The organism is Paenibacillus sp. Y660, assembly GCF_057221575.1.
Genome location: NZ_JBXBBJ010000002.1, coordinates 304267 through 321679, shown reverse-complemented (window position 1 = coordinate 321679; position 17413 = coordinate 304267). Strand labels below are relative to the sequence as shown.

Here is a 17413-nt window from a genome sequence, read left to right as displayed (position 1 = left end):
AAGAGAGGAACGATGAGCATATGAAACGTACGATGAAATGGGTCTTGCTCGGCGGTGCTATTGCAATTATCGTCATGTACGGTATCGATATGTCTACTGCGGGCATTGAGCGTATTTACGGTCCAATGGAAGGCGGAAACGAATATACCGAAAATGTTCAGCCTGTGGAGACAGCGGATCCGGTTAAAGAGCTCGCGAGTGTACAGCAGCAAAAAATCGCCGAGCTCGAGAGGGAGCTTGAGGAGTTGAAACGACTCGCTGCTAAGGGAGCTGCATACGCTTCTGAGTATGCCGATGGCCAACCTATTGAGAATGAACGGCTGCCGGGCGTACCGCTTGAAAACGATCAACCGGCCGTTAATCGGATCGCTGATTCGACGTCTGGTTTGCTGCAAAATATGTCTAGCGAAGGCATTCGAATGGTCGTTTCGATATTTGACGGCTTAACCAAGTGATAATGAACATTGCTGGTCTTCTTCTTAACTGATATAATAGGAGGAATGATTAGCATTATTGGAAATTGTGGGGGTTAGGCATGACTGACGTACGTGACCGACAAAAGAGAATTAGGAATTTTTCCATTATCGCGCATATAGACCACGGAAAATCAACGCTTGCTGACCGGATCTTGGAATTTACCGGCGCTTTGTCATCTCGAGAGATGCAGGAGCAGGTACTTGACCAGATGGATTTGGAGCGTGAACGCGGGATAACGATTAAGCTGCAAGCGGTTCGTTTGGCTTATACGGCAGATGATGGCGTGGAATATATACTGAACTTGATCGATACGCCAGGACACGTCGACTTTACATACGAGGTTTCACGCTCACTGGCAGCTTGTGAAGGCGCTTTGCTCGTAGTTGATGCCGCACAAGGAATCGAAGCCCAAACGCTTGCGAACGTTTACTTGGCGCTGGAAAACAATTTGGAGATCGTACCCGTCATCAACAAAATCGATTTGCCAAGCGCAGAGCCTGAACGGGTGAAGCAGGAAATCGAGGATGTCATTGGACTTGATGCAAGCGACGCGGTTCTTGCTTCGGCAAAAGCCGGTATTGGCATTAAAGAAATACTTGAGCAGGTCGTTGCAAAAATGCCGTCGCCGACTGGCGATCCGGAAGAGCCGCTTAAAGCGCTTATTTTCGATTCCCATTACGATCCTTACAAAGGCGTTATCGTCTATGTTCGAGTAGTGGACGGAAGCATCAAAGCAGGCCAAAAAATCCGGTTCATGGCTACGGGCGCTGAGTTTGAGGTTATAGAAGTTGGAGCCTTTATGCCGCGCATGTCAATTGTGAAGGAGCTTGCGGTTGGCGATGTTGGTTTCATCGTAGCGGGCATTAAGAACGTGAAGGATACGCGCGTCGGCGATACGGTTACCGATGCGAAGCGGCCGTCGCCCGAGCGTCTGCCCGGCTACCGCCAGATCAACCCGATGGTATTTTGCGGCCTTTATCCGATAGAGACGCAGGATTATAACGATTTGCGCGAAGCGCTTGAGAAGCTTGAGTTGAACGACGCTTCGCTCAGGTACGAGCCGGAATCATCAACAGCGCTTGGCTTTGGCTTCCGCTGCGGGTTCCTAGGCTTGCTGCATATGGAAATTATTCAAGAGCGCATTGAACGGGAATTCAACATTCCGCTCATTACGACAGCACCAAGCGTTATTTACAAAGTAACGCTAACAAATGGCGATACGATGGAGATCGATAATCCATCGAACTATCCGGAAGCTGGCAAGCTTGACTTTGTCGAAGAGCCATTCGTAAAAGCAGCGATTATTGTACCGAACGACTACGTCGGCACGATTATGGAACTTTGCCAGAACAAGCGCGGCGAATTCGTTAATATGGAATATTTGGACACGAACCGCGTTACGCTTACGTACAACGTGCCGTTGTCGGAAATCGTTTACGATTTCTTCGACCAGCTCAAATCGAGCACGAAGGGTTATGCTTCGTTCGATTATGAGGTGATCGGCTATCGCAGGTCCAATTTGGTCAAAATGGACATTAACCTTAACAACGAGCAGGTTGATGCCTTGTCAGTTATCGTTCACCGTGACCGTGCGTACCAGCGGGGCAAAGTCATTTGCGAGAAGCTGAAAGAGCTGATTCCGCGCCAAATGTTCGAGGTGCCGATTCAGGCATCCATCGGCAACAAAGTTATTTCTCGCGAGACGGTTAAAGCGATGCGCAAAAACGTTCTTGCCAAATGCTACGGCGGTGACATTAGCCGGAAGCGTAAGCTGCTCGAGAAGCAGAAGGAAGGCAAGAAGCGGATGAAACAAGTAGGCAGTGTAGAGGTGCCGCAGGAAGCGTTCATGGCGGTGCTCAAAATCGGCGAGGATTAAGACGTACGAGGATGAGGGAGGGCGCTGCTCTCCCTCTTTTCTATTGAAAGCGACAGGAATATCGATTTATATTTTCAATGCGAAACGCAAGGCCGCGCAAGATCGGTTTAACCGTTTGCGCTTGAAGGAGAATGCTAACGATGACTATCACGCAATCACCGCGCGCTTTATATATACACATCCCTTTTTGTACGAATAAATGCCACTATTGCGATTTTACTTCATATGTATTGAAGGGGCAGCCGGTCGACCAGTACCTGGACGCGCTGGAGATGGAAATGCAGCGGACGGTTGAACAATGGCCGCCAGTGGAAATGGATACTGTATTTGTCGGAGGAGGTACGCCAACCGTACTCACTCCGCCGCAGATGGAAAGATTTCTGAAGGCTGTTCGGACCTATTTTCCGCTGGCACCGCATGTGGAATTTACGATGGAAGCGAATCCGGGAACGACGGATATCGATAAGCTGACAGCAATGAAGGCTGGCGGCGTAAATCGGATCAGCTTTGGGGTTCAATCCTTTGATAACGGATTGCTGGAGCGTATCGGTCGTATTCATAACGTGGACGATGTTTATCGCAGTATCGAAAACGCGCGTGCCGTAGGCTTCACCAACCTATCAATCGATTTAATGTTTGGCTTGCCCGGCCAAACGGTTGAGCTCTTGAGAGACAGCGTAAGCCGTGCAATGGAGCTGGGATTGCCGCACTATTCGATTTATAGTCTAAAGGTTGAGGAAAATACGCTGTTCCATAAGCTTTACGAGCGCAATGAGCTGCCTTTGCCTCCGGAGGAAGAGGAGTTTAATATGTTCATTTTGCTGATGGACATGCTGAAGGAAAATGGGTACGCGCACTATGAAATTAGCAATTTCGCTAAGCCGGGCTATGAAAGCCGCCATAACTCCACCTATTGGCGCAACGAGCCTTACTACGGCTTGGGAGCGGGAGCGCATGGCTACACGGATCGTATGCGACATGTCAACTTGAAGGGGATTACGCCATATATTGATGCTGCAGCGGAGAAGCTTCCGCGCCTTGAAACGTTCGAGGTGCCGGAGGCGGAGGCGATGGAGGATTTGATGATGGTTGGGCTTAGGCTGCTGGAAGGGGTGCCTGCATCCCGTTTTTCCAAGCAGTTCCCGGGACAAACGCTTGAAGGCAAGTTCGGCGATATTATTGATAAACTAACAAACGATGGCCTGCTAGAGTCGGAGCAGGCCGATGATGATACGATTTACCGTCTGACGGATAAAGGCGTCCTTCTCGGGAACGAAGTATTTGGTGCTTTTATCGGATATAGCAGCTAAAATACTCTTGAGAAAAAATTCAATCTAGTGTATATTTATTCATATTGAATTTGAACTTGCACCGGGTGGAGGCGAAGGCACAAATGCAGGCATTGCAGGTCGTATGTAGAAAAGCGACATCGGGCGATATCGAGACATTGTTTCAGTTAATTAAAGGTTATGCCGAGAAAGGCATTATGCTGCCTCGCACTCGGGAAGCGCTCGAATATATGATAGATACTTTCGTCGTAGCGGAGATTGGGGACGAGGTTGTAGGCTGCGGTTCCCTTACAAGACTAGGCCAGGATTTAGTAGAGATCCGGTCGCTGGGCATGTCTGAGGGCTATAAAGGCGTCGGAATCGGAAGCAAGCTCGTTGAGGCTTTGATCGAACAGGCTAGAGAGCAGCAAATTCCGAAGATTATGGCTTTAACGTACGCCGTTTCCTTTTTTGAGAAAAATGGCTTCAAGGTTGTAGACAAGGAAATATTCCCGGAAAAGGTTTGGAAGGATTGCGTCAACTGTCCAAAACAGCTCGCTTGCGACGAAATTGCCGTATTAAAGATGCTGTTCTAATTCTAGAACGGGTACAAGAGGCTTCTCTAGTTGAAAAATAAACCACCTTCCTTTAGCGATTGCTTATGGCTAACGGGATAGTGGTTTTTTTATCGTAAATAGGGCCTTCTAACGCTTAGTCCGAACTCGTTGATAGTAATGCCGTGCGTTTTGGTATATAGTCAAGGTAGATGATTATTGTCATATAGAGGAGAAATAAAAAATGAGCCAAAGAAAAGATCAAACTGTAGCTGTAGAAGATAAGCTGAGGCATGTCACAACGGTGCTGCTGAAGAAATGGGCAGGATTAAGCGGTTTTTATGGTTTTAAAGCAATGGAGTTTGACGAGGTTTTCGCTTTGCTAAATACGAATGGTTGGAAAGTAACGATAGATGACTCTGTTTCTCCAAATCGAATCGTCGAATTATATCAAGGCGACAACCGTGTCAGAAGAGAGAAATTTGCAGTCGATGAAGCAGGCAGAGTGCATAAAGTATAATGTGATGATTAGAAAATAGGGCACAAAAATGCCGAACTGACTTGACAATCGACAAGCTGGTTTGGTATTTTTGTAGTAATGATTAGCACTCGATTGTATTGAGTGCTAACGATGGGAAACCGAAATAACGGATTTAATAATTACGTAGGGGGAATTCGAATGCTGACGGAACGACAACGGATGATTTTGCATGCAATAGTGGATGATTATATTCGCTCGGCTGAACCGGTCGGCTCACGCAGTATTTCGAAGCGCGGCGACGTTGGCTTCAGTCCGGCGACTATTCGCAATGAAATGGCTGATCTTGAGGAGCTTGGCTTCCTAGAGCAGCCGCATACGTCAGCAGGGCGTGTCCCATCTACGAAAGGCTACCGTTATTATGTCGACCATTTAGTAAAGCTTTATGAAGTGGATGAGAACGACATTGGCATGGTCCGCTCTTTCGTTACGGACAAAATGAATCAAATGGAGCAGGTTATTCAGCAAACCGCGATGATCCTGTCCAATTTGACCAATTATACATCCATTTTGCTAGGACCGGAAATGTTCAGCACGTCACTTAAGCATTTTGGACTAGTGCCGCTGGATCAATCATCAGCAGTCGCCATCATCGTGACGAACACCGGACATGTTGAGAATCGGACGATTTCGATTCCAGAAGGCCTCAAAATGGCGGATATGGAAAAGGTCGTTAACATTTTGAACACGAGACTCGTTGGCGTTCCGCTAATTCGTCTAAGGTCGAAGCTTTACACTGAAGTTGGGCAAGAGCTGGAGAGGCATGTTGATCATTATGAACAGCTGCTTCAGGTGCTGGATCATGCGCTGCAGAGTGAGGATGAGCACCGGATATTCCTCGGCGGTACGACAAATATGCTTACGCAGCCTGAATTTAAAGATGTTGACAAAGTGAAGACGATTTTGGATTTGCTTGACGAGACACCAGCCATTATGAAAATGTTTACCGGCCTTCCGTCAGGTATACAAGTACGTATCGGGACAGAAAATGACCATAAGGCAATTAGCGATTGCAGTCTCATTACAGCAACCTATGCCATTGATGGCCAATCGCTGGGAACGATCGGCATTCTAGGTCCAACACGAATGGAATACGGCAAAGTCATTAGTCTGTTGGATATTATATCCAAGGATATGGCGGTTCTTCTAAGCCGCTGGTATAAATAGTTTTATACCGAAGCTTACGATGCCAAGTTTACTTCGTAAACTTTTTAAGGGGGTGATTGCATGAGTACGAAAGAGCAACATAATGAAGCAGCTGAGGCTGTAGAAGAAGTAGGATCTGCTGAGCAATCAGAGCAGACTTTCGAGGAAACGGCAAGCGAGGCAGTAGAGGAAGATGCTCGTTATGCAGAGCTTGTGAAGCAAGTTGACGAGAGCCAGCAGCGCTTCCTGCGCGCGCAAGCGGATTTCGATAATTTCCGCCGCCGCACGTTGAAGGAAAAAGAAGAACTCGGACAATACGCATCGATGAAGCTGATCGGTCAGCTTCTGCCGGTTGTAGATAATTTTGAACGCGCAGTTGCTGCGGCATCGGCAAACGGCGATTTTGAATCGCTCGCTAAAGGCGTGGATATGATCTTCCGCCAGCTGGAGCAAACGCTAGAGCAGGAAGGCCTTAAAGCAATGAGCGTTGTTGGCGAGCCATTTAACCCTGATTTCCACCAAGCCATTATGCAGGTTGAATCTGACGAGCATGAGGAAGGCATTATTGTGGAGGAAGTGCAGAAGGGCTATATTTTAAAAGATAAAGTATTGCGTCCTGCCATGGTTAAAGTCAGCGGTTAAGCCAAATGACTTCAATATAAATGAGACAAAGATAGCTTGCTAGCATTCGCGTTAAAATACATTTGATTGTAGGAGGAAATATAGCTATGAGTAAAGTAATTGGTATTGACCTTGGTACAACAAACTCTTGCGTAGCAGTAATGGAAGGCGGCGAAGCTGTCGTCATCCCTAACCCGGAAGGCAACCGTACAACCCCTTCGGTTGTAGGCTTTAAGAAAGACGGCGAGCGCGTTGTCGGTGAAACGGCAAAACGCCAAGCAATCACGAATCCGGATCGTACAATCAGCTCGATCAAACGCCACATCGGTACGAGCCACAAAGAAAAAATCGACGATAAAGATTATACGCCGCAAGAAATTTCAGCAATCATTTTGCAAAAATTGAAAGCTGATGCGGAAGCATACTTAGGTCAAACGGTAACGCAAGCGGTTATTACGGTTCCTGCTTACTTCAATGACAGCCAGCGCCAAGCAACAAAAGATGCTGGTAAAATCGCTGGTCTTGAAGTGCTTCGTATCGTCAATGAGCCGACGGCTGCTGCACTTGCATACGGCCTTGAGAAAACAGAAGACCAAACCATTCTTGTATATGACCTTGGCGGCGGTACGTTTGACGTATCCATCCTTGAGCTTGGCGATGGCTTCTTTGAAGTTAAAGCGACAAGCGGCGACAACAAGCTGGGCGGCGATGACTTTGACCAAGTGATCATCGATCACCTCGTTGCTGAATTCAAGAAGGATCAAGGAATCGACCTATCCAAAGACAAAGCAGCGGTTCAACGTTTGAAGGATGCTGCTGAGAAAGCGAAAAAAGAGCTTTCCGGTACTTTAACATCTGCCATTTCGCTTCCGTTTATTACGATGGTTGACGGCGTTCCGCAGCATTTGGAGCTTAGCCTTACTCGCGCGAAATTTGAAGAGCTTGCTGCTGCACTAGTAGAGCGTACGCTTGGACCTACTCGTCAAGCGCTTAGCGATGCTGGCATGTCTTCCAGCGATATCGATAAAGTTGTACTTGTAGGCGGATCTACTCGTATTCCTGCCGTTCAAGAAGCAGTAAAAAAATTGATCGGCAAAGACCCGCACAAAGGCGTTAACCCGGATGAGGTTGTTGCTCTGGGCGCTGCCGTTCAAGCAGGGGTTCTTACTGGCGACGTGAAAGACGTTGTATTGCTGGACGTTACGCCATTGTCGCTTGGTATTGAGACAGCAGGCGGCGTGTTCACTAAAATGATCGACCGCAACACAACGATCCCTACGAGCAAATCCCAAGTGTATTCGACTTATGCGGACAATCAGCCAGGCGTTGAAATCCACGTCCTGCAAGGCGAGCGCTCGATGGCTGCCGGCAATAAAACGCTTGGTCGTTTCACATTGAACGATATTCCTCTAGCTCCACGCGGCGTACCGCAAATCGAAGTTACTTTCGATATCGATGCGAACGGTATCGTTAATGTATCCGCGCTTGACAAAGGAACAGGCAAAAGCCAAAAAATTACGATTACATCTTCAAGCGGCTTGAGCGAGGATGAAATCAACCAAATGATGAAGGATGCTGAGCTTAACGCTGAAGAAGATCGCAAACGCCGTGATCTTGTAGAAGCAAAAAACAGTGCAGACCAACTGATCTACTCCGTTGACAAAACGATTAAAGATCTTGGCGATAAAGTAGATGCTTCCGAAATCGAAAAAGCGAACGTTGCGAAAGAGAAAGTTACAGCAGCGCTTGCAACTGACGATCTTGAGCAAATCAATGCAGCGGCGGCTGAGCTGACAGAAATCGTGCAGCAGCTTTCCGTTAAGCTTTACGAGCAAGCGGCGCAGCAAGCTGAAGGTGCAGGTCCGGATGCGGGCGCTGGCGCAGCTAAAGGAAAAGACAATGTAGTAGATGCCGACTATGAAGTTGTTGACGATAATAAATAAAGTGTAGCGAGCGAGAGGTCAAAGACAGGCGCTACCTGGCTTTGACCTCCTTTCGTGCGCATATGCACATGGAATCATATGATAGATAGCGGAGGTGAGAACAGGTGGCAAGCAAACGCGATTATTATGAGGTGCTTGGTGTTGGCAAGGACGCATCAGCAGATGAAATTAAAAAGTCTTACCGTCAGCTAGCACGTCAATATCATCCCGATGTGAACAAGGCTGAGGATGCAGAGACGAAGTTCAAGGAAGTTAAGGAAGCTTATGACGTGCTAAGCGATGACGGCAAACGCTCCACGTATGACCGGTTCGGCCATGTTGATCCAAATCAAGGAATGGGCGGCGGCGGCGGCGCGGATTTTGGCGGCGGCTTCGGCGATATTTTCGATATGTTCTTTGGAGGCGGCGGCGGTCGTCGCGATCCGAACGCGCCACAGCGCGGCAACGATCTGCAATATACGATGACGGTTGAGTTCAAGGAAGCGGTATTCGGCAAAGAAACGGAAATTACAATTCCGCGTACGGAGACCTGTGACACCTGTCACGGCGACGGTGCGAAGCCGGGTACAAAACCGGAAGCCTGTTCGGTATGTAAGGGCAGCGGGCAGCAGGAGGTTGTTCAAAATACGCCGTTTGGACGTATGGTCAACCGCCGGGCTTGTACGAATTGCAGCGGCACAGGCCGCGTAATTAAAGACAAATGTTCGACTTGTCACGGCGCGGGTAAAGTTAAGCGTCAACGCAAAATCAATATTCGCATTCCAGCGGGCGTAGATGACGGCGCACAAATCCGGATGACGGGTGAAGGCGAGGGCGGTTTGCGCGGCGGTCCGGCAGGCGATTTGTACATTGTCATTCGAGTGAAGCCGCATGAGTTTTTCGAGCGCGAGAACGACGATATCTATTGCGAGGTTCCGCTTACGTTCGTTCAAGCGGCGCTTGGAGATGAGATTGAAATTCCTACGCTAACCGAGAAGGTGAAGCTGAAGGTACCGGCAGGCACGCAAACGGGCACTTACTTCAGACTTAAAGGCAAAGGCGTTCCTAAATTGCGCGGTTATGGTCAAGGCGACCAGCATGTGAAGGTGACGATCGTTACGCCTACCAGCTTAACGGACGACCAGAAAGACCTACTTCGTCAATTTGGCGGACTGAGCGGCGATGCCGCAGCTAACGATCATGAGCATCATGAATCGATATTTGATAAAATGAAAAAGGCGTTCCGCGGTGAATAACCCGGCACGTCTTTTTTTCTTTTTTATCGCTGTATAGATTTTGGTGGACAAACATATTCTATTCGGGTAGGAAAACCATACATCAACAAACAACTGGAGGGAATAATCATGGCTGATCAAAACAATCAAAACAATCAAAACAATCAAAACAATCAAAACAATCAAAACAATCAAAACAATCAAAGCGAGCTTGAGAAAACAAACTTTGGCAACTTGCCAATTGGGAAAAACGAGGACGTAGAATTTTCCGAGGAGCTTGCAGATGAAGCTGATCGCAAAGCAGCACAGCGCGCAGCTGCAGCCGACGAGCGCAACGAGCAGGAATAATGAGCCAGCTCGAAATCCAAGCAACATTCAAGGACGAAGGCGCTGCACTCGAAGCGTCGCGCAAGCTTCACGCGCTTCGTGCGATGGAAGTGAACGGATTGTTTGATAGCGGCTTGCTGACAGCGACCGTAGACGAGGCTGTCGCTGAACGAGCACTTCATCTAATCCAGCAAATAGGCGGAAATGTGGATACGACGAGCTATTAATCGAAAGAGACTGCAGGCATATGAGCCCGCAGTCTCTTTTTTCGCTCTAGACCATATTTTAGCATAAATGCAGCAATAGGTCGTTTGCGTCATTTTTTTGTGCAAAGGCGCTACTCTGGTGTACAATAGTTGTTAGGTTTTTATAACGAAACGTTTGTTTAGCTGACTGAGGTCGGCGATAGCCGTTTACGATTGGCATTGGAGGATAATACATATGAAATGGCATGAAATTACGATCTCGACAACCGAAGAGGCGCAAGAGATGATATCGAACTTTTTGCATGAAATGGGAGCAGGAGGCGTATCCATTGAAGAATCAGGCACGCTTAATAAGCAGCGCGATACTTCGCTTGGGCAATGGTATGAGCTCCCGCTTAACGATATTCCGGAAGGGCAAGCTGTCATTAAGGGCTATTTTGGCGAAGACACAAACACGGATGAGCTTATAGCAGCGATTAAGCCTCGCGTTGAGGAGCTTCGTGAATTTGATATTGATCCCGGCAACGTTGAATATTCGGCGCGGGTCGTAGATGAAGAGGATTGGGCAACGGCTTGGAAGCAGTACTTTAAGCCGCTCCGCGTTTCGGATAAGCTTACGATTAAGCCGACTTGGGAGGTGTATGAGGCTGGTCCGGATGAACGAATTATTGAGCTTGACCCAGGCATGGCATTCGGAACGGGCACTCACCCTACAACGGCACTATGCTTGCAGACGCTCGAGTCAGTCATTCAAGGCGGAGAAGAAATTATCGACGTAGGCACAGGCTCAGGCATTCTTGCAATCGGCGCTTGCCGACTCGGGGCGAAGAGCGTGCTAGCGCTTGACCTTGACCCGATTGCCGTAACCAGCGCAACCGAGAATGTAAGGCTTAACGATCTATCGCAGCAGGTTGAAGTGCGTCTAAGCGATTTGCTTGGTGTAATTAAAGGAGCAGATGCGAGTCAAGAAGCGACTGCGGTAACCGTTCCGGTCGATCTTGTGGTAGCGAATATTTTGGCGGAAATTATTCTGCTGTTTGTTGATGATGTGTATGCTGCGCTCAAGCCTAACGGCATATATATCGCTTCTGGCGTTTATAAGAATAAAGAAACCGATGTGGAAGAAGGTTTAATTCGTTCTGGCTTTGAAATTGTCGAGAAGCGCCGCGATGAGGAATGGATCGCATTCGTCGCGAGAAAGCCGCAGGTGGGTTAATGGACTTACAAAGCTTTTTTCGATTTCCGCTTGAGGATTTGCCATTTATCGTATTATCTTTAATTATTGCGTTCACGGTGCATGAGTTCGCTCATGCTTATAGCGCTTATAAATTTGGCGACGACACCGCTTATAACGCGGGAAGAGTTACGCTTAATCCGCGTGTGCATCTTGATGTTCTTGGAACACTCTTGATTTTATTCGCAGGCTTTGGTTGGGCGAAGCCTGTTCCGGTTAATCCGAGCAAGTTCAGCAGACCAAGGCTCATGAGCATTATCGTGACTCTAGTTGGTCCGCTCAGCAATTTGATTATCGGTACGCTTGGCATTATTATATATGTTGCGCTTATCGCCACCGGTGCACTGGATGGAGCTTCCGTTGGTGTCAACGCGGCGGTAGATCGTTTTTTTGATTATTTCATTTGGTATAATTTTTTATTGTTTATCTTTAATTTAATTCCGCTGCCGCCGCTCGATGGCTACCGGATTATCGCTGATTTAATGCCGCTTAAGCTAAGGTACAAAATGGATCAAAATGTACAATGGGGGATGTTCATCTTCTTGTTGATCGTGTTTATCCCGCCGCTGCGCAAAGTAACGCTTGATCCGATTTTAGGCTTAGGCGCAGATCTAATGAACAACACCTTCGCATTGGTTTATCAAATTTTCTTTTAAGAGCAATGAACGGTTTGGTATGCTTGTCGGTCAAGCATCGACTGGCAACGGTTTCTGATAGATTTCATGAAGTTAAACATGCTATTATGAAGGATGGAATTTGTTTAAGGGTGGTAGGCAAGAGCGATGCAACGATATTTTGTAGCGGCGGAGCAGTTTGGCGACTCCGATATCCGCATAATAGGCGAGGATGCGCATCATGCGGTCCGCGTCATGCGTATGAAACCAGGCGATAAATTTATCGTCAGCGATGGACAATCACGCACAGCGCTTGTCGCTGTTCGCGAAGCTGCACCAATGCTGATAACGGCTGATATTATTGAGATGCTAAGCGCGGATAGTGAGCCTAATTGGGCGATCACGATTGCGCAAAGTTTGCCGAAAGGCGATAAGATGGAGCTCGTTATTCAGAAGGGGACAGAGATTGGCGCTTATGCGTTCAAGCCTTTTCAATCGGAGCGAATGATCGTTCAGTACGATGGCAAGAAGGAAGCAAAGCGAATTGAACGCTGGACCAAAATAGCGAAGGAAGCAGCTGAACAGGCGCATCGCAACCGGATTCCAAGCATTGAGCCATTACATAGCTGGAAAGAGCTTATCCAGTCGTTTGGCTCTTATGATTTGGTTCTGTTTTGCTTTGAGCGAGAGGGGCATGCCGCTCATGGTCGAGGCATCCGCTCCGCGGTAAGCGAGTGGATTAGCAGCGCAGACACTGCGAGCATTCCAAATGTCCTGCTCATCGTGGGCTCGGAAGGCGGCTTCACGGATCGTGAAGCGAATGAAGCAGAAGCGGCAGGCGCCGTACTGGTCGGATTAGGCAGAAGAATATTAAGAACGGAAACAGCGGGTATCGTAGGGTTAACCTGCTTATTATATGAATCCGGAGAAATGGGAGGAGCGTAACTACTATGCCAACAGTCGCATTTTATACGCTAGGCTGCAAAGTAAACTTCTACGACACAGAAGCGATATGGCAGCTATTCAAAAACGAAGGCTACGAGCAAGTCGATTTCGAATCGACCGCAGACGTTTATTTAATTAACACATGTACGGTAACGAATACGGGAGACAAAAAAAGCCGCCAGATCATTAGGCGGGCTGTACGTCGCAATCCCGATGCAGTCATTGCGGTGACGGGCTGTTACGCTCAAACCTCACCTGCAGAGATTATGGCAATAGAAGGGGTCGATCTCGTGATCGGTACGCAAGACCGCGAGAAGATCATGACCTTCGTCAATCAGATTCAAGGCGACCGCATGCCGGTAAATGCCGTAAGAAATATTATGAAAACGCGCGATTTCGAGGAACTGGACGTTCCTGACTTCTCCGAGCGGACGCGTGCTTTCCTGAAAATCCAAGAGGGCTGCAACAACTTCTGTACGTTCTGCATAATCCCTTGGTCACGCGGACTTTCCCGCAGCCGTGCTCCGGAAAGCGTATTGGAGCAGGCTAAGCAGCTTGTTGCTTCGGGCTACAAGGAGGTTGTCCTTACAGGTATTCATACCGGCGGCTACGGCGACGATATGGAAAATTATAATCTAACGAGCTTGCTGTGGGATTTGGATAAGATTGAGGGGCTGGAGCGCATTCGAATCAGCTCTATCGAAGCGAGTCAAATTGACGATGCGATGATCGACGTGCTGAATCGTTCCAGCAAAATGTGCCGTCACCTTCATATTCCTCTGCAAGCCGGCGAGGACTCGGTACTTAAGCGGATGCGCCGCAAATATACGACAGCTGAGTTTGCTGCCAAGATCAAACGTCTGCACGAGGCAATGCCTGGCGTTGCGATTACGACGGATGTCATCGTTGGTTTCCCCGGTGAAACGGAAGAAATGTTCGAGAGCGGCTTCCGTTTCATGGAAGAGCTCAAATTCGCGGAAATGCACGTCTTTCCTTACTCCAAGCGTACAGGCACGCCTGCTGCCCGGATGGAGGAGCAAGTGGATGAAGAGATCAAGAACGAACGCGTCCATAAGCTGATTGACTTGTCCGAGAAGATGCAGCTCGAATACGCGAAGCAATACGTAGGCGAAGTGCTTGATGTCATTCCAGAGCGCGATTACAAGGGCGCTCCGGGAACGGGGCTCGTTATGGGCTACACGGACAACTACATCCAAGTGGTATTTGACGGCTCGGAAGCTTTGATCGGCAAAATATGCCGCGTCAAAATTACGGAGGCAGGCGTCAATGAATGTCGTGCTAAGCTTGTTCGAGTGCTGGAAGAGCAGTCTGCTCTGCAGAACGAAGTAGAGCCGCACAGCTTCGTGCTGGAGCGACCAGAAGCAATAAGAGCATAACATAAGCTTAACAAATGCGGGGATTCCTTTGCTAATCGATTCCTTTTACGGAAAAGATGGAGGAATCCTTTGCTGCATAATCTAATCAATTAACGCTGCAAGGGGGAATCGGACATGAAGGAAATTTCAGCAGGCGGTGTCGTTTACCGCCGAACCGGGGAAGGCAAGCTGCAAATTCAACTCATTCAGGATCGCTATGGAAAAGTATCGCTGCCAAAAGGGAAGATGGAGGCTGGCGAAACGATAGAACAGACCGCATTGCGGGAAATTGTCGAAGAAACCGGTCTTGAAGGAGTTATCATTGCTCCGATAGACCAAATCAAATATAAATATGAGCATGAAGCATTTGGTACGGTAGATAAAGAGGTTCATTACTACTTGGTGGAGGCGGTTGGCGGATCATTGCAGGCGCAAGTTGAAGAGATCCGCGGCGTCGATTGGTTTGAGCCTCAGGAGGCGTGGAAGCGCCAGAAGCAATCGGGGTATGACAACAATCATCGCATCGTAGCCGGAGCCTTTCAATTGCTAGGACTGCCAACGGAATAAAGCTAAGTGACCGGATCCGGCCTGCGAAATTTTCCGAGGTAGCAGAAGGGCAGTGCAAGCAATGAGCTGAGAATGTTGAATATCGTCTGCGTATGGGCAATTTGCCCCTCGCCAGACGAGGAGATCCATTCAGACAATAGAGAAAGCTCGCCTATGAATGGCATAAACAGCAATGCGCCGCCTGCGTTCAGAACGACATGAGACCATGCTACGTACTGTCCTGCCTTTGTACCTCCGATGGATGCAAGAAGAGCGGTAGCACAGGTGCCGATATTTGCGCCTAATACGACGGCGATTCCAAGCTCGATCGGCATGGCGCCGATAGAAACGAAGCCCATGATGATGCCGATAACGGCAGCGCTGCTATGAACCGCCGCGGTAAGAATAGCGCCAGCCGTTAGTCCCCACCATAAGCTATCGTTTGCTTTAGCTAGAAACCAGCCGAACATGGAGCTCTCCTGTATGGCAGGGCCAACGCCTTGCATCATGGTGATACCCGTCAAGAGCAAGGCGAAGCCGCATAGTACGACCGACGATGATCGAAGCGTATCCAGCCAGCGCGCTCCGCGTATGGCAGGGAACAATCGGACTTCGCCAAGCAATGCTGTAACTAGCCATATACCAATCGCTGCGATTAACAAAGGCATAGCGAGTTTATTTAAATTTAAACCGATTAGCTCCGTCGTTATACAGGTGCCGATATTCGTACCGAGTATGATGCCAAGCGTCCGCGGGAAAGTAAGCAAGCCGGCATTGACCATGCCGATCGCAATAACCGTTACGGCCGTGCTGCTCTGCAGAAAAGCAGTCGAAACCGTCCCGATAGCGAGCCCGTGGATAGGCGTAGCGGTTGACCGTGATAGGAAGCGGGTCAGGTAGGGACCTGCCAGTCGGTGAAGCGCAAGCTCCATCAGCTTCATTCCGCACATGAATACGGCGAAACCGAGCAGCATTGGAATAAGAATCGTATGAATCATTAGACGTTCTCCTTATTTGTTCGTGAGAAGTTCGTTTCGTAAGTATACATATGCGACCAAGTAGACAAGCATGACAAGCAAGCACAATGAGGGGAAGAGACAATCGTGAGTAATCCAAAAATAGTTCTACTAAAAGCGAGAAAGAAAAGGCTGGAGCAAGGCCATCCTTGGGTCTATGCAACTGAGATCGATCGGCTGGAAGGCGAGGCGCAGCCTGGTGATTTGGTTGATATCGTCACCCACCAAGGACGGTATTTGGGAACGGGTTATTGGAATCCCAATTCGCAGATTACGGTGAGAGTCGTTTCCTATCAGCCAATCGCAGCCATGGACGCAGATTTTTTCCGCGATCGGCTTCGCAAGTGCCAGGAGCATCGCCGCCGCTTCGTAAAAGATGCCGATTGCCGCATGGTGTATGGTGAAGCGGACTTCCTGCCGGGCCTTGTTGTAGACCGGTTCAACAATGTGCTGGTGCTGCAGCTATTAACGCTGGGTATGGATGTAAGAAGAGAAGCGTTAATTGAAGCGCTTATTGAAGTATTCCAGCCGCAAGGCATCTATGAGCGCAGCGATGTCGGCGTTCGAGTGCTTGAAGGCTTGGAGGAGCGTACCGGCGTGCTATACGGCGACTGTCCTTCGATCATTGAAATAGAAGAGAACGGATTGAAGCTGGAAGTTGATATTGTAGAAGGTCAAAAAACGGGCTATTTCTTCGATCAACGTGAGAATCGCGCAGCCATCGCTCCGCTTATGACAGGTTGGGGCGGACGCAGCGGCATTCGACTAGCAGATCGCGCAGCAGCGGAGTCAGGATTGGCAGGCGCGGGTGTGAATACTGCGCCTAAGACAGCGAATTCAGCCGACTTCGTTCCCGTTAATGCAAACGGCAAGATCGTTACCTTCCCTTATTGGGATGGGGCATCCGTTCTTGAATGCTTCGCCCATACCGGAAGCTTCACGCTGCATGCCTGCAAATATGGCGCTAAGAAGGTAACCTGCCTTGATGTCTCAGAGCATGCCATCGAAACAGCAAAGCGCAACGTTGAGCGCAATGGCTATTCGGATCGTGTCGAATTTGTAGTTGCGGATGCCTTTGAATATTTACGCGCGCAAGTAAAAGGAATCGATGAGCGGAAGCAGCGCGGCCAAGGCGGCGTTGATACGTCGAAGAAGCTGGAAGGCTCCGCAGGCCGGACGTGGGATGTCGTCATCCTTGATCCGCCGGCTTTTGCCAAGACGAAGAGCGCTGTGGCTGGCGCATGCCGAGGCTACAAGGATATTAACCTGCAAGGGCTAAAGCTGGTTAATGAAGGCGGATATCTAGTCACGGCAAGCTGCTCGTACCATATGAAGCCTGAATTATTTTTGGAGACGATTCAAGAAGCGGCTGTGGATGCAGGCAAGCTGCTAAGATTAGTCGAATGGCGCGCGGCGGGCAAGGATCATCCTCAGCTGCTTGGTGTAAACGAAGGCCATTATTTGAAATTCGCTATCTTTGAAGTAAGAAGCAAATAAACGACAATTTACGAA

At 48.7% G+C, this 17413-nt stretch carries 18 protein-coding genes; 17 read left to right on the top strand and 1 reads right to left on the bottom strand.

Going from position 1 to position 17413, the window contains the following annotated elements; genetic code table 11:
* Positions 1 to 20 precede the first annotated feature (20 nt).
* From AC2TDN_RS04475 to AC2TDN_RS04400, 16 genes are all read left to right on the top strand, one after another.
* Positions 21 to 455 (top strand): hypothetical protein, encoded by a 435-nt coding sequence (locus tag AC2TDN_RS04475; RefSeq protein ID WP_482066967.1) that lies wholly within the window; start codon positions 21 to 23, stop codon positions 453 to 455.
* An 80-nt stretch (positions 456 to 535) separates the two neighbouring features.
* Positions 536 to 2353 (top strand): translation elongation factor 4, encoded by a 1818-nt coding sequence (gene lepA, locus AC2TDN_RS04470; RefSeq protein ID WP_484687127.1) that lies wholly within the window; start codon positions 536 to 538, stop codon positions 2351 to 2353.
* A gap of 140 nt (positions 2354 to 2493) precedes the next feature.
* Entirely contained in the window at positions 2494 to 3663 is a 1170-nt protein-coding gene (gene hemW / locus AC2TDN_RS04465) for a radical SAM family heme chaperone HemW (RefSeq protein WP_484687126.1), read from the top strand.
* 83 nt (positions 3664 to 3746) lie between these two features.
* On the top strand, positions 3747 to 4217 hold the full coding sequence (locus AC2TDN_RS04460) for an N-acetyltransferase (protein WP_484687125.1): 471 nt from the start codon (positions 3747 to 3749) through the stop codon (positions 4215 to 4217).
* A gap of 202 nt (positions 4218 to 4419) precedes the next feature.
* A complete protein-coding gene (locus AC2TDN_RS04455) occupies positions 4420 to 4695 on the top strand; it encodes a hypothetical protein (RefSeq protein ID WP_482066971.1) in 276 nt (91 codons plus the stop codon).
* Positions 4696 to 4854: 159 nt separating this feature from the next.
* Entirely contained in the window at positions 4855 to 5880 is a 1026-nt protein-coding gene (gene hrcA, locus AC2TDN_RS04450; RefSeq protein ID WP_484687124.1) for a heat-inducible transcriptional repressor HrcA, read from the top strand.
* 60 nt (positions 5881 to 5940) lie between these two features.
* Positions 5941 to 6501: a nucleotide exchange factor GrpE gene (grpE, locus tag AC2TDN_RS04445; RefSeq protein ID WP_484687123.1), complete on the top strand. Its 561-nt coding sequence runs from the start codon at positions 5941 to 5943 to the stop codon at positions 6499 to 6501.
* Positions 6502 to 6587: 86 nt separating this feature from the next.
* Positions 6588 to 8423 (top strand): molecular chaperone DnaK, encoded by a 1836-nt coding sequence (dnaK, locus tag AC2TDN_RS04440; protein ID WP_484687122.1) that lies wholly within the window; start codon positions 6588 to 6590, stop codon positions 8421 to 8423.
* 104 nt (positions 8424 to 8527) lie between these two features.
* Entirely contained in the window at positions 8528 to 9658 is a 1131-nt protein-coding gene (gene dnaJ, locus AC2TDN_RS04435; RefSeq protein WP_484687121.1) for a molecular chaperone DnaJ, read from the top strand.
* 108 nt (positions 9659 to 9766) lie between these two features.
* A complete protein-coding gene (locus AC2TDN_RS04430) occupies positions 9767 to 9985 on the top strand; it encodes a YfhD family protein (RefSeq protein WP_484687120.1) in 219 nt (72 codons plus the stop codon).
* On the top strand, positions 9985 to 10191 hold the full coding sequence (locus AC2TDN_RS04425; RefSeq protein WP_482066977.1) for a hypothetical protein: 207 nt from the start codon (positions 9985 to 9987) through the stop codon (positions 10189 to 10191). Before AC2TDN_RS04430 ends, AC2TDN_RS04425 begins: the two co-directional genes overlap by 1 nt.
* 214 nt (positions 10192 to 10405) lie before the next feature.
* Positions 10406 to 11386: a 50S ribosomal protein L11 methyltransferase gene (gene prmA / locus AC2TDN_RS04420; protein ID WP_482066978.1), complete on the top strand. Its 981-nt coding sequence runs from the start codon at positions 10406 to 10408 to the stop codon at positions 11384 to 11386.
* A complete protein-coding gene (locus AC2TDN_RS04415) occupies positions 11386 to 12060 on the top strand; it encodes a site-2 protease family protein (RefSeq protein WP_484687119.1) in 675 nt (224 codons plus the stop codon). Before prmA ends, AC2TDN_RS04415 begins: the two co-directional genes overlap by 1 nt.
* Positions 12061 to 12186: 126 nt before the next feature.
* Complete coding sequence (locus tag AC2TDN_RS04410; protein ID WP_484687118.1) at positions 12187 to 12963, top strand: RsmE family RNA methyltransferase; 777 nt, start codon at positions 12187 to 12189, stop codon at positions 12961 to 12963.
* 5 nt (positions 12964 to 12968) lie between these two features.
* Positions 12969 to 14360, top strand: a complete 1392-nt coding sequence (mtaB, locus tag AC2TDN_RS04405) for a tRNA (N(6)-L-threonylcarbamoyladenosine(37)-C(2))-methylthiotransferase MtaB (RefSeq protein WP_484687117.1) — start codon at positions 12969 to 12971, stop codon at positions 14358 to 14360.
* Positions 14361 to 14474: 114 nt separating this feature from the next.
* Positions 14475 to 14906 (top strand): NUDIX hydrolase, encoded by a 432-nt coding sequence (locus AC2TDN_RS04400; RefSeq protein WP_484687116.1) that lies wholly within the window; start codon positions 14475 to 14477, stop codon positions 14904 to 14906.
* A 2-nt stretch (positions 14907 to 14908) separates the two neighbouring features.
* Here AC2TDN_RS04400 and AC2TDN_RS04395 read toward each other — a convergent pair whose 3' ends face one another.
* The gene (locus tag AC2TDN_RS04395; RefSeq protein WP_484687115.1) at positions 14909 to 15883 is read right to left on the bottom strand and encodes a Na/Pi cotransporter family protein; all 975 of its coding nucleotides are present in this window, start codon (positions 15881 to 15883) and stop codon (positions 14909 to 14911) included.
* Between the two features lie 105 nt (positions 15884 to 15988).
* Between AC2TDN_RS04395 and AC2TDN_RS04390 the strand changes: the two genes are divergently transcribed.
* On the top strand, positions 15989 to 17398 hold the full coding sequence (locus tag AC2TDN_RS04390) for a class I SAM-dependent rRNA methyltransferase (protein ID WP_484687114.1): 1410 nt from the start codon (positions 15989 to 15991) through the stop codon (positions 17396 to 17398).
* Positions 17399 to 17413: the final 15 nt, after the last annotated feature.

Coding starts and splice junctions, on each gene's coding strand:
- AC2TDN_RS04475 (WP_482066967.1), top strand. CDS start 21: ATGAAACGTACGATGAAATGGGTCTTGCTCGGCGGTGCTATTGCAATT.
- lepA (WP_484687127.1), top strand. CDS start 536: ATGACTGACGTACGTGACCGACAAAAGAGAATTAGGAATTTTTCCATT.
- hemW (WP_484687126.1), top strand. CDS start 2,494: ATGACTATCACGCAATCACCGCGCGCTTTATATATACACATCCCTTTT.
- AC2TDN_RS04460 (WP_484687125.1), top strand. CDS start 3,747: ATGCAGGCATTGCAGGTCGTATGTAGAAAAGCGACATCGGGCGATATC.
- AC2TDN_RS04455 (WP_482066971.1), top strand. CDS start 4,420: ATGAGCCAAAGAAAAGATCAAACTGTAGCTGTAGAAGATAAGCTGAGG.
- hrcA (WP_484687124.1), top strand. CDS start 4,855: ATGCTGACGGAACGACAACGGATGATTTTGCATGCAATAGTGGATGAT.
- grpE (WP_484687123.1), top strand. CDS start 5,941: ATGAGTACGAAAGAGCAACATAATGAAGCAGCTGAGGCTGTAGAAGAA.
- dnaK (WP_484687122.1), top strand. CDS start 6,588: ATGAGTAAAGTAATTGGTATTGACCTTGGTACAACAAACTCTTGCGTA.
- AC2TDN_RS04430 (WP_484687120.1), top strand. CDS start 9,767: ATGGCTGATCAAAACAATCAAAACAATCAAAACAATCAAAACAATCAA.
- AC2TDN_RS04425 (WP_482066977.1), top strand. CDS start 9,985: ATGAGCCAGCTCGAAATCCAAGCAACATTCAAGGACGAAGGCGCTGCA.
- prmA (WP_482066978.1), top strand. CDS start 10,406: ATGAAATGGCATGAAATTACGATCTCGACAACCGAAGAGGCGCAAGAG.
- AC2TDN_RS04415 (WP_484687119.1), top strand. CDS start 11,386: ATGGACTTACAAAGCTTTTTTCGATTTCCGCTTGAGGATTTGCCATTT.
- AC2TDN_RS04410 (WP_484687118.1), top strand. CDS start 12,187: ATGCAACGATATTTTGTAGCGGCGGAGCAGTTTGGCGACTCCGATATC.
- mtaB (WP_484687117.1), top strand. CDS start 12,969: ATGCCAACAGTCGCATTTTATACGCTAGGCTGCAAAGTAAACTTCTAC.
- AC2TDN_RS04400 (WP_484687116.1), top strand. CDS start 14,475: ATGAAGGAAATTTCAGCAGGCGGTGTCGTTTACCGCCGAACCGGGGAA.
- AC2TDN_RS04395 (WP_484687115.1), bottom strand. CDS start 15,883: ATGATTCATACGATTCTTATTCCAATGCTGCTCGGTTTCGCCGTATTC.